6 protein-coding genes and 1 pseudogene are annotated in these 12,217 nt (G+C 66.4%); 5 read left to right on the top strand and 2 right to left on the bottom strand.

Annotated elements, in window-relative coordinates:
* Positions 1-22: 22 nt before the first annotated feature.
* Together NHH73_17830 and NHH73_17825 are read right to left on the bottom strand one after the other, a co-directional pair.
* Positions 23-577 (bottom strand): annotated as a pseudogene (locus NHH73_17830) (CHASE3 domain-containing protein).
* Between the two features lie 401 nt (positions 578-978).
* Positions 979-2,013: a glycoside hydrolase family 43 protein gene (locus NHH73_17825; protein ID USX24476.1), complete on the bottom strand. Its 1,035-nt coding sequence runs from the start codon at positions 2,011-2,013 to the stop codon at positions 979-981.
* A 170-nt stretch (positions 2,014-2,183) separates the two neighbouring features.
* On the opposite strand from NHH73_17825, the gene NHH73_17820 reads away from it, so the two are divergent.
* The 5 genes from NHH73_17820 (at position 2,184) to NHH73_17800 (ending at position 12,213) form a co-directional block, all read left to right on the top strand.
* Positions 2,184-3,140 carry an alpha/beta hydrolase gene (locus tag NHH73_17820; protein ID USX24475.1) on the top strand — a complete coding sequence of 319 codons (957 nt, stop codon included), beginning with the start codon at positions 2,184-2,186 and terminating at the stop codon, positions 3,138-3,140.
* 294 nt (positions 3,141-3,434) lie between these two features.
* Positions 3,435-6,371 carry a TonB-dependent receptor gene (locus NHH73_17815; GenBank protein USX24474.1) on the top strand — a complete coding sequence of 979 codons (2,937 nt, stop codon included), beginning with the start codon at positions 3,435-3,437 and terminating at the stop codon, positions 6,369-6,371.
* 1 nt (position 6,372) lies between these two features.
* Entirely contained in the window at positions 6,373-7,824 is a 1,452-nt protein-coding gene (locus NHH73_17810) for a glycoside hydrolase family 43 protein (protein ID USX24473.1), read from the top strand.
* 154 nt (positions 7,825-7,978) lie between these two features.
* The gene (locus NHH73_17805; protein ID USX24472.1) at positions 7,979-10,246 is read left to right on the top strand and encodes a TonB-dependent receptor; all 2,268 of its coding nucleotides are present in this window, start codon (positions 7,979-7,981) and stop codon (positions 10,244-10,246) included.
* Positions 10,246-12,213 carry a serine hydrolase gene (locus NHH73_17800; protein ID USX24471.1) on the top strand — a complete coding sequence of 656 codons (1,968 nt, stop codon included), beginning with the start codon at positions 10,246-10,248 and terminating at the stop codon, positions 12,211-12,213. The genes NHH73_17805 and NHH73_17800 overlap by 1 nt, the downstream gene beginning before the upstream one ends.
* The last annotated feature ends 4 nt before the right edge of the window (positions 12,214-12,217 follow it).

The following is a 12,217-nucleotide window of genomic DNA, read 5'->3' as shown; positions in this document are numbered from 1 at the left end:
CCACCTGGCCGAATTCGGCGCTCTGTGGCGGCAGCCTGTAGGTCAGGTCGCCGTCGCCGCTGCGCAAATCTTCGGTGGCGCGCAAGATCGCCCGCAGCGGCACCAGCACCATGCGCGCCAGCAACACCGCCAGCATGACCGACAGGCCGATCGCCAGCGCGCCGCCGCCGATCAGGGTAAAGTTGGTGGCGCTTTGCAGCGAAGAGGCATCCTCCGCGCGCTTGACCAGCAGCACCTGCTCCGCACCGGCCAGCTCTTGCAGCAGCGCGCGGATCTGGTCCATCAAGGCTTTGCCCTTGGCCGCCTGTTCGAACTCGATCACCGCCGCCATCTGCGCGGGGTCGCCGTTGGTGGCCTTGCGCAGCGCGATGACCGGTTCGGCCCCGCTCGCGCGCCACTGGCGCTCCAGGTCCTCGATTGTTTTCAGCCGGCCCTGTTGCTGCGCGTTGTCGGCGGTGAGGGACCTTATCTTGGTCAAGTGGCTTTGAAAGGCGGCCTTGCCGGCGTTGTAGGGTTCCAGCGACGCGTCCCTGCCCGTTAATGCATAGCCGCGCTCGCCAGTCTCCATGTTGATCATGCCCTCCAGTAGGTCCTGGCTTTCGCGCAGCACCTCATAAGTGTGTACGTTCCAACCATTGGCCTGGTTCAGTTTTGTGACGTTGTTATACGCGGCCGACAGCAAAACCAGCAATATGACCACGATCAGTCCGAATCCAAGATTCAAGCGCGTGGCGATGCCCATGGCGTTGCCCGGGAGGGTGGTTTTCATAATTTTTTCCGTTCGTCCAAGGGTCGAGCGCGGGACCGATCACTCCGGCCCGGTCCCGCGCAAGTGAGCGCCGCCGCAGCGCAAGTCACGTTGTCCTGGACGAGTGTGGACGCGACTATGCCTTTAGGCAACTAATTACTGGAAAAGCAGCAGAGATTGTGGCGGATGCGTTGTGTTTGGCGCGTTTCTGGTCCTTGCGGACAACCCACTCAGCGCGCGGGCGCGATGCTGATGCCGGCGTCGGTCTGCACCACCGGCTTCATGGTGCCGTCGGCGTTGTATTCCAAATGTTCGACGGTGACCGCGCGGCGTCCGATCGCGCCGTTCATGTCGCCGATCGCCAAGCTGGCGTTGTGCAGGAACAGATACCAGTTGTCCTTGAACTGGACGATGCCGGGGTGGATCGTGAAGCTGTACTTGCCCGAACCCGTCAGCAGGCCGCGATAGGTCCACGGGCCGGTGATCGAAGGCGCCGTCGAATACGACACATGCTCGTCGCGTTGCGTGCTGCGGTCGAGCGAGGCGTAAGTCAGGTAGTAAAGCTTGCCGCGCTTGTGCAGCCACGGGCCTTCCTCGAAGTGCGGCGGCGTGATCTCCTGGATCGGGCCGTCGATCTCCACCATGTTGGGTTTGAGCTTGGCGATGTAGCACTGGCGGTTGCCCCACGCCAGCCAGGTGGTGCCGTCGTCGTCGGTGAACACGGTGGGATCGATGTCTTCCCAGCTGTGCGTGCCCTTGGGCGTCATCTTGTTGGTGACGAGGGCCGAGCCGCGCGCATCGACGAACGGGCCGGTCGGCTTGTCCGATACCGCCACCGCGATCGCCTTGCCCGGATTGGTGGCGTCGTGCTCGACGGCGGCATAGAAGTAAAACTTGCCGTTCTTCTCGATGGTTTGCGAGGCCCAGGCGTCGGCCTTGGCCCACTTGAAATCCTTCACGTTCATGATGGGCGCGTGGCTGGTCCACGTGCGCATATCCTTGGTCGAGTAAACCAGCCATTCGCGCATATTGAACATCTCGTCGCGCTGCGCCTCGTCATGGCCGACGTACAAATACAAGGTATCGCCCACCACCAGCGGCGCGGGATCGGCGGTGAATTTGTCGCGGATGATGGGATTCGACCCGGCGGCCGCGCCGGACGCCGCTTGCGCCGCCGCCGCGAATGCCGCCAACGCCGCTGAGCCGACGCACAGCGCGATCCAGGCCCGGCTTCTTTGCGGACGTACTTTTTCTTTCTGTTGCATCGTTGTCTCCACTATTTTTTGTTTGACGCAGCCCCCGCAATCATTCCCTAACATCAAATGATATGCGCTAACATTGACATGCTTTTATGGTAACTGTGGTGCTGTACGAAGTCCAACAATATTTCCCGCATCGCCGATAGCGCTGCCGGGAACCCATACGGAGACGACAAATGACTTTGGTAAAACAACTGAAAATTCGGGCAAACGCGGGCGCGGCGGTGGCGGCTATTCTCGCCTGTGCGCTGGCCTGTGCGCTGGCCGGGACTGCACTGGCGGGCGAGGACGGCATGACGCCCATCCCGGTGCCGGCCCAGCCCGATGCGATAACGCTCGACACGGGCGTCCTTCCCGGCGCGACCGCGCCGGAAAGCTGGCACCGCCAGTACGGCAGCGTGTTTGCCCGCAACGTCACGGTCGCCACGCTGACGCCGGTGCTGCCGGCGGCCCCGAAGGCCACCGGCGCCGCCGTCATCGTCGCGCCCGGCGGGGGCTTCCGTACGCTGTCGATGGATAACGAGGGCTGGGCGGTCGCCAGGGCGCTGGCCGACCGGGGCGTGGCGGCGTTCGTGCTGAAGTACCGCCTGAACCAGACGCCGGCCGACATGGCCGGCTTCGAGCGCTCGATGGCGGAAATGTTTTCGGCCACGGCCAAGCGGCCGCCCGCGCCGCAAGACCCCGCCGTCGCCTATGCGCCGCAGATCGCCGACGCCCGCGCCGCGTTCGCGCTGGTGCGCGCGCGCGCCAAGGGATGGCATGTGGACCCCGACCGCGTCGGCATGCTCGGTTTCTCCGCCGGCGCGATGCTGACCATGTCGACCGCGCTGCACGGACAGGACGCCAAGCCGGCGTTCATCGCCAACATCTACGGGCCGCTGTCGGCGGTGGCGGCGGTGCCGGCCGACGCGCCGCCGCTGTTCGTCGCGCTGGCGGCCGACGACCCGTTCTTCGCCAACGCCGGTTACGGGCTGATCGACAGCTGGCGCGCCGCCAAGCGCCCGGTGGAGTTCCACCTGTACGAGCAGGGCGGCCATGGATTCGGCATGTACCAAAAGACCACCACCAGCACCGGATGGTTCGACGGGTTCACGCGCTGGCTGGGCATGCATGGCTACCTGAAGCCGCGTTGAACACTCCCAATCGTGGCCGCCTGACCACAGTCGGCCCCGCCGTGATGCACGCGCGACGCGATGTTAGCGCTTGTCATTTTATCGATAACGCTCTATGGGAGCCGCGCGGCGTCATACCGTTTTGGATATCGGAAGCGGATAAAAAGTTATTGGTTATTCGATAATGAGCTGGCTACATTCAAATTGTTAGTAAGTTGAATTTATGTTTTACTAAACGATAACCTGCCAAGGAGGTGACCAACAACGACACCAGCAGTACCACCACGACACACTAAAAAAATAGATGGAGACCAAATGAAATCACCATGTCAACGCAGCTTGATGAACCTCGCCGTCGCCGGAGCCTGTGCGATGTTCGCCGTGCCCGGCCACGCCCAGCAGGCGCCGAACGAAACGGAAGCTCCTGTTAGCGCTATCACCCCAGAGCCAGCGGCCGCCACGCCGGAAAACACCGTGGTCGTGTCCGGCTCGCGGATCGCCGCGCGCGGTTTCAATCAACCGACCCCGACGACCAGCCTGACCAGCGCCGACCTCGACAAGGCGGCCAAACCGAACCTCTTCGAAACGCTGACCGAGCTGCCGGCGCTGCAGGGCAGCACCGGCCGCACGGTCAACACGTTCAGCACCTCCAGCGGCCTGCAGGGCCTGTCGTCGCTGTCGCTGCGCGGCCTCGGCACCAACCGCACCCTGACCCTGCTCGACGGCCAGCGTGTGGTCGGCGCCAACGTCACCGGTGTGACCGACGTCAGCCAGTTCCCGCAACTGCTGGTCAAGCGCGTCGACGTGGTCACCGGCGGCGCTTCGGCGTCTTATGGCTCGGACGCGATCGGCGGCGTGGTCAACTTCATCACCGACAAGAAATTCAACGGCTTCAAAGCCCATCTGGGCGGCGGCATGACCACCTACGGCGACGACAGGAACGGCACCGTGCAGGCGGCCTGGGGCAAGGGCTTCGCCGACGACCGGCTGCACGTGACCGTCAGCGGCGAGTACACCAAGCAGGGCGGCATCGATTCGCCCGGCTTCGGCGAGGTCGGTCCGAACGGACGCGACTGGTACAAGAATCCGGCCCTGCAGGAATCGACCAAGGACATGCAGGCAGCCGGCTTGCCGCGCTACACCAGCATCCTGCACGCCCAGCACCAGCAGTACGCCAAATACGGCCTGATCACCGGCGGCGCGCTGCGCGGCACGGCGTTCGCGGCCAACGGCTCGCCTTATCCGTTCCAGTACGGCACCAATTGCGTCGGCAACTTCTGCGTCGGCGGCGATCTGTCCGGCAGCGTCGGCGCCGGCACCAACCTGGCGATGAACTTCAAGCGCAAGGTGGCCTACACCCGCGTGTCGTGGGACCTGGACGCCGACAATGAAATCTACGTCACCGGCAACTGGGCCGAGGTGACGTCGGTGTTCTCGCCGAGCCCGGGCGCGGCCAAGCAGGGCAACCTGGCCATCAAGTGCGACAACGCCTTCCTGCCGGCCTCGGTGGCGGCCGGTTGCGCCTCGGGCTATCCGGGCGGCACCATGCCGGTGGGCACCGCCAATGCGCAGTTCCCCGAATTCATCAACGTCCATCCGACCCGCACCCAGCGCCGCGTCGTGGTCGGCGCCAACGGCAAGTTCGGCCTGTTCGGCAAGGACTGGTCGTACGACGCCTACGCCGAGCACGGCGAGAACACCACCGTGCTGGAGGTGCATGACATCACGCTCAACCCGCGCTACAACTTCGCCATCGACGGCGTGCGCGACGCCGCCACCGGCCAGATCGTCTGCCGCAGCGCGGCGGCGCGGGCGGCCGGCTGCATGCCGATCAACATCTTCGGCAACAACCCGATCGATGCCGCGACCTGGAACTACCTCGCGCCGTCGAACGGGCCGCGTCAACACACCGATTCCAGCCAAAATGTTGTTAGCGCTAACATCAACGGCACGGTGGCCGAGGGCTGGGCCGGTCCGATTTCGCTGGCGTTCGGCGCCGAATGGCGGCGCGAGAAATACTCGGTCTACGGCGACCCGTACGGCGCCGGTGTGGCGGCGGAGTCACCTTACAGCGCCAGCTACCCGCAGGATCCGACCTTGTCCGCCACCGGCGATAACTGGTTCGCGGGCAACTACCACAACGGCAAGGGTTCGTTCAACGTCAGGGAAGCGTATGTCGAGTTCAACATTCCATTCCTGAAATCGGCCACCTGGGGCGAGGCCAACCTGAACCTGGCCGACCGCGAGGAGAAGTACAGCACGGCCGGCAAGGCGCGCGCCTGGAAGCTCGGCGCCACCTGGCAAACCCCGGTCGACGGCCTGCGCCTGCGCGCGGTGAGTTCGGCCGACGTGCGCGCGCCCAACCTGAGCGAACTGTTCGCCGCCACCACGGTCACCAACCAGGCGGTCAACAACAACCAGGGCCAGTCGATCCAGGTGCAGCAGCGCAACGTCGGCAACCCCGACCTGAAACCGGAAAACGCCCGCAACAACTCCTTCGGCGTGGTCCTCAGCCAGCCAAGCTGGGCGCGTAACTTCAACCTGTCGATCGATTACTACGACATCAAGGTCAAGAACGTGATCAGCTCGCTGGGGCCGCAACAGGAGGTCGATCTGTGCTACGCCGGCTTCCAGCAGGTGTGCGGCGCGGTGTCGATCAACGGTCCGGCAGGCACCAACTTCGTGCTGGCGCAAGCGTTCAACTTCGCCTCGCTGCATACGCGCGGGATCGACTTCGAAGCCGCCTACCGCGCCAACCTGAACGACTACGGCGTGCCCGGCACGGTCACCTTGCGCGGGCTGGCCAGCCGCATGATCCATTCGCTCTCGGATCCTGGCCTGCCGGGAACAATACCGAGCGAGGGCGCCGGCAACATGTTCGGCAGCACGCCGAAGTGGAAGGCGCTGCTGCAGCAGTCGTGGGACTACGGCAAGATCGGCCTGACCTTGTCGCAGCGTTGGATCGGCGCCGGCGTGTACAACAACGAGTACATCGAGTGCCGCAGCAACTGCCCGCTGCCGACGGCGGCGCACCCGACCATCGCCGACAACCACATTCCCGGCGCGGTCTACTTCGATTTCGGCGCGACCTACAAGTTCTCGCCGCAAATCACCGCCTACGCCAAGATCGACAACCTGGCCGACCGCGACCCGGTGTTGCTGCCGCAGACCAACCTGAGCTACGGCATCAATCCGGCGATTTATGACGTGGTGGGCCGCACCTATCGCGCCGGCGTGCGGATGGCGTTCTAACATGGATCGAACCCGGCAAACCAGGGCCCGCACGCCGGGCCGGAGGTACGCGCTCGACCAATCGTGGCGGGCGGCATTGCTCATGGCGCTGGCCGTGGGGCTGCCGCCCGCCACGGCCGCCAACCCCATCGTCCAGACGCGCTTCACCGCCGATCCGGCGCCGCTGGTGCATGACGGCGTGGCCTACCTGTACACCAGCCACGACGAGGACGACGCCAGCGATTTCAAGATGCGCGACTGGCTGCTGTACTCGTCCACCGACATGGTCAACTGGACCGACCACGGCGCGGTCGCCTCGCTGGCAACGTTCCCGTGGGCGTCGCAGGACAACGACGCCTGGGCGCCGCAGGTGATCGCGCGCAACGGCAAGTTCTACCTGTACGCGCCGGTCAGCGTGGCCGGCTGGCCCAAGAACGTCATTGCCGTGGCGGTGGCGGACAACCCGGCCGGCCCGTTCAAGGACGCGCTGGGCAAGCCGCTGATCGACAAGGCCGAGGGCTACATCGACCCGACTGTGGCCATCGACGACGACGGCCAGGCCTATCTGTACTGGGGCAATCCGCATCTGTGGTACGTCAAGCTCAATGCGGACATGGTGTCGTACTCCGGCCCCATCGTCAAAAGCGACAGCAAGCCGGCCGACTACCAGGAGGGGCCGTGGTTCTACAAGCGGGGCAAGCATTACTACATGGCCTACGCGTCGACCTGCTGCCCGGAGGGCATCGGCTACGCCATGAGCACCTCGCCGACCGGTCCGTGGCAATACAAGGGGCCGGTCATGCGGGCGAACACCGCGTCCACCGGCAACCATCCCGGCATCATCGATTACAAGGGCAATTCTTACGTGTTCGGCTTTAACTACGAGCTGAACTTCGCGCAGTCGCCGGTGCACCGCGAGCGGCGTTCGGTCACGGTCGCCAAATTCAGCTACAACGCCGATGGCACCATCCCGGCGCTGCCGTGGTGGGACAAGGACGGCGTCGAACAGCTCGGACGGCTCGACCCGTATCGCCGGGTCGAGGCGGAGACGATCGCCTGGACCTCGCGCATCAAGCAAGACGTCGACCGGCCGTTCGACTGGGCCCCGGGCGTGCGCACCGCCAAGGGGCCGGGCGCCGGCATGCACGTGGCCGACATCGTCGACGGCATCTACATCAAGGTGGCCGGCGTCGATTTCGGTAAGACCGGGCCGTCGCGCTTCGCCGCCAGCGTGGCCAGCGGCGGCAGGGGCGGGCAGATCGAGATCCGGCTCGGCAACGTCCAGGGCCCGTTGCTGGGCACCCTGACGGTGCCGAACACCGGCGGCTGGCAGAACTGGCGCACCGTCGAGACACCCGTCGGCGGCGCCACCGGCGTGCATGACGTGTTCTTCGTCTTCAAGGGCAAGTACCGCGCGCCGCTGTTCAATGTCGATCACTGGAGATTTTTCGGCGCCGACGCGCCAGCCGGCTAGCCGACAAGCTCCCGCCCTGGAGCATGGCGCTGGGCCGCGTGCCAGTTTTCCACAATAGAAAAAAATATTCATATTTTCCATTTGTTCAAATTATGGAAAATAATGTAATATTTGGAAAACGGATTGACGGCGGTCCCATCTCCAGGAGTGCATCATGTACCCAAGCGTATCGAAGTTGTCGAAGTCCTCCCCACACGACGTTGCGCAAAGGAATGCCCCGGCGGGCGGTCCGCCGCGCCGCCGCGCGCTCTCCCTGGCCATGGCTTCGGTGTTCTCGCTGGGATGCGCGCAAGCGCTGGCCCAGGCCGGTGCGGCCGCCGAGCCGGAGCCGGCCGCCGCCGCCAACGCGGGCGCCAGGATGGACGTCGTCACCGTCAGCGCGACGCGCCGCCGCGAGCCGGTGCGCGACGTGCCGCTGCGGGTCGAAACGCTGGGCGCCGAGACGCTGGAGCGCTCCGGGGCCGCCTCGCTGACCGATTACGTCGGCTCGCTGCCGGGCGTGTTCGTCGCCAGCGACGGCGGCCCCGGGCGCGGCCAGGTCAATATCCGGGGCGTGTCGGTCGGCAGCATGGGCGCGCCGACGGTGGGCATCTATGTCGACGAGGTGGCCTTCGGTTCGAGCACCAGTTTCGTCGGCGAGGCGGTGTCCGCGCTGGACCTGTCGCTGCTCGACTTGCACCATGTCGAACTGCTGCGCGGCCCGCAGGGCACCTTGTACGGCGCCGGCGCCATGGGCGGCCTGCTCAAGTACGTCACCAACGAGCCGGACGCGACGGGCTTTTCCGGCAAGGCCGGCCTGGCGCTGCGCGAGAGCAAGGACGGCGGACTCGGTCACACGGAAAACGCCGTGCTCAATATTCCGCTCAGCGAAGGCGTGGCGGCGCTGCGCGTGGCCGCCTTCAACCAGCGCGACGGCGGCTACGTGCGCGCGACCGGCCGCGTCACGGGCGAGCACGTCAACGACGGCACCACGCGCGGCGCGCGCGCCTCGCTGCAATTCGACCCGAGCCGGGCGCTGCGTGTGCGCCTGACCGCGACGCAGCAAAACATCGAGCGCAACGGCACCAATCTGGTCCAGTACGACGCCGCCACCGGCCAGCCGCTGCACGGCGACCTGACGCACCGGCTCTACCGGCCGGAACCCTACACCATCAAGACCGGCCTGTTCTCCGGCGACATCGAGTACGACCTCGGCTGGGCCAGGCTCAATGTGATCGGATCGAGCCAGCGCTTCAAGGCCGATACCGCGCTGGACGCCACCGAGATCCTCGGCGCCGAGGGCCTGAACTTCGGCGCGCTCGACAACGCCATCAAGCTGCGCAAGCGCACCGCCGAAGCGCGGCTGACGTCGGCGCGCGGACCGTTGGAATGGCTGCTGGGCTACTACCACAACAAGGAAACCGGCAACCGCGAGCAACGGCTGTGGGCGCAGACCGAGGACGGTGCCGAGTCGACCTTGGTGACGTCCGGCCAGCCGTCGAATTTCATCGAGAATGCCGTCTACGGCGACCTGACATGGAATCCGACGCCGGCCTGGTCGCTCACCGTCGGCGCGCGCGCCGCCCGCAACCGCCAGGTCTACGGCACCGTCACCAATGGCGTGAAAGACTTCGAGTCGCCCGGCAAGGACAGCTCCAAAACCTATCTGGCCACCGCGCGCTATTCGCTCGACAAGGTCAGCAGCGTGTACGCGCGCGCCGCCAGCGGCTACCGTCCCGGCGGGCCGAATCCGCCCGCGATCGACCAGAACGGTACCGTGGTGCCGGGCGCGCCGCTGTCGTTCGCCGCCGACACCTTGTGGAGCTACGAGCTGGGCTACAAGGCCGATCTGCTCGACAAGCGCCTGTCGGTCGAGTTGGCGCTATTCGACATCCGCTGGAACAAGCTGCAGCAACCGATCGCCGTCGGCGCCACCACGCTCACCGGCAACGCCGGCAAGGCGGAGTCGCGCGGGCTGGAACTGGCGCTGCGCTACAAGGTCGACGAGCGCTTCAGCATCGACGGCAGCCTGGCCTACACCGACGCCAAGCTCAAGGAGGACGCCCCGGCGCTGGGCGCCTCGGGCGAGCGGCTGCCGAACTCGGCCCGGCTGTCGACGATGCTGGGTGGGCGCTACGATTTCGCGCCGGCCGGCAAGCCGGCCTATGTCGGCGTGACGCTGCGCCAGGTCGGCTCGCGCAACGCCGGCTTCGACACGCCCACCACGTCGATCCCGAATTTCCGCATGGCCGGCTACACCTTGGTCGATCTGCAAGCAGGCGTGGATCTGGACGGTTGGGAGCTTGGCGCCTATGTCCGCAACCTGGCCGACAAGCGCGCGCTGAGCGGCGCCGACACCGCGCTGACGTCGTTCGGCGGGCCGCTGCGCGCCTTCCCGGTGCAGCCGCGCACCTTCGGCCTGAACCTGTCGAGGGCTTTCTGATGGCCGGCCCGTCGATGGTGAAATGGCTGGCCGCGCTGGCCGCGCTGACTCTGGCCGCCTGCTGCGTGACAGCGCTGGCGCAATCGCCGCCGACCACGCCGGCGACGGCGGTGGCGCCTTCCGCGCCGGCGCCGGCGACACCGATGCCGGCGCCGCCCAAGGCACGGGCGCTGACGGCGGATGAGGCCGAAACCTGGCTCGACGGCATGATGCCGACCGCCTTGCGCATCGCCGGCGTGCCCGGCGCGGTGGTGGTGCTGGTCAAGGACGGCAAGCCGCTGCTGCAAAAAGGCTACGGCTACGCCGACCGCGACAAATCGGTGCCGGTCGACCCGGCCGCCACGCTGTTCCGGCCCGGCTCGATCTCCAAACTGTTCACGTGGACGGCGGTGATGCAACTGGTGGAGCAGGGCAAGCTCGACCTGGACGCCGACCTGAACCGCTACCTCGACTTCAAGGTGCCTTCGCGCAACGGCAAGGCGCTCACCTTGCGCCACGTGATGACCCACACCACCGGCCTGGAGGAGGCGGGCCGCGCGCTGATCGTCTACGACGCCCCCACGCCCGACACCGGCAAGGTGCTCAAGGATTACATCCCGCCTTACCTGTACGACCCCGGCACCACCGCCGGCTATTCCAACTGGGCCACGTCGCTGGCCGGCTACATCGTCCAGCGCGTCTCCGGCAAGCCGTTCGACGATTACATCGAACAGCACATCTTCGCGCCGCTCGGGATGCGCCACGCGACGTTCCGCCAGCCGCTGCCGGCTGCCCTGGAAAAGATGATGTCGCGCGGCTTTCCCAGCGCCGACGACGAGCCCAAGGGTTTCGAAGTGGTCAATATGCCGCCGGCAGGCAGTCTTGCGGCGACCGGCGCCGACATGTCGCGCTTCATGCTGGCCTACCTCGGCCAGGGCGAGCTTGACGGCAAGCGCATCCTGCGCCCGGAAACGGTCGCCCTGATGCAGACCAACATCACGCTCGCCATGCCGGATCTCAACGGCATCGGCCTCGGTTTCTACCAGCAGGACATGAACGGCCACCGCGCGGTGGGTCACGGCGGCGACACCAATATGTTCCATTCCGACCTGATCCTGCTGCCTGACGACGGCCTCGGCCTGTATGTGTCGGTCAACTCGCCCGGCCGCCACGACCAGGGCAAGTGGCTGCGCGAGCACCTGTACCGCGAGTTCGCCGATCGCTACTTGCCCGACACGCGTCCGCCGCCCGGACCGGGTGTCGACCTGGCCACGGCCGAGGCGCACGCCGCCATGCTGGCCGGCGCCTACCGCACCACCCGGCGCGAGGACTCGACTTTCCTGTCGCTGTTGCAACTGCTCAGTCCGTTGCGGGTGGCGGCGATCGAACAGGGCCGCGTGGCGATCGAAATCGGCGGCAGCCGTGGCGTGTTCCGCGAGGTGCGCCCGTTCCTGTGGCAGGAGGAGCACGGCAAGCGGCGCCTGCAGGCCATCGTCAAGGATGGCAAGGTCGTGCGCTGGGGGCTGGAGCCTTATGCGTTCGCCTTCGTGTTCGAACCGGTGCCGTTCATGGCCGGCACCACCGCGTTGATCGTGCTGCTGGGCGCGCTCGGCGTGGCCGCCTTGACGGCGCTGGCGTGGCCGGTCGCCGCGTTGCAGCGGCGCCGCCACGCCGGGCCGCCACCGCCGCGCCCGGCGACCTGGGTACGGGTCGCCAGCTGGCTGGTGTTCGTCAGTATCGGCTTGTGGACGGCCACGGTCGCCATGACCGAGGAACTCGACCCCAGCGTGTTGTTGCTATTGGCGCAGGCTTGCACCTTCCTGGCCTTCGTCGGCGGCCTGCTGGCGGCGCTGTGGCATGCCCGCGCCGTCTTCCCCGGCGGCGCCAGGGCGGCGAAGGCGCTGGCCGTCCTGTGGGTGCTGTCGTTCGCCGTGCTGGTGGCGATCGGCTGGTATCACCACCTGCTGAGCTTTAATCCACACTACTGATCCG

The organism is Oxalobacteraceae bacterium OTU3CINTB1, assembly GCA_024123955.1.
Taxonomy (GTDB): Bacteria; Pseudomonadota; Gammaproteobacteria; order Burkholderiales; family Burkholderiaceae_D; genus Rugamonas.
The sequence above is the reverse complement of the archived record's forward strand: the minus strand, read 5'-3'. Positions and strand labels throughout refer to the sequence as shown.

Coding starts and splice junctions, on each gene's coding strand:
- NHH73_17810 (USX24473.1), top strand. CDS start 6,373: ATGGATCGAACCCGGCAAACCAGGGCCCGCACGCCGGGCCGGAGGTAC.
- NHH73_17800 (USX24471.1), top strand. CDS start 10,246: ATGGCCGGCCCGTCGATGGTGAAATGGCTGGCCGCGCTGGCCGCGCTG.
- NHH73_17825 (USX24476.1), bottom strand. CDS start 2,013: ATGCAACAGAAAGAAAAAGTACGTCCGCAAAGAAGCCGGGCCTGGATC.
- NHH73_17805 (USX24472.1), top strand. CDS start 7,979: ATGTACCCAAGCGTATCGAAGTTGTCGAAGTCCTCCCCACACGACGTT.
- NHH73_17815 (USX24474.1), top strand. CDS start 3,435: ATGAAATCACCATGTCAACGCAGCTTGATGAACCTCGCCGTCGCCGGA.
- NHH73_17820 (USX24475.1), top strand. CDS start 2,184: ATGACTTTGGTAAAACAACTGAAAATTCGGGCAAACGCGGGCGCGGCG.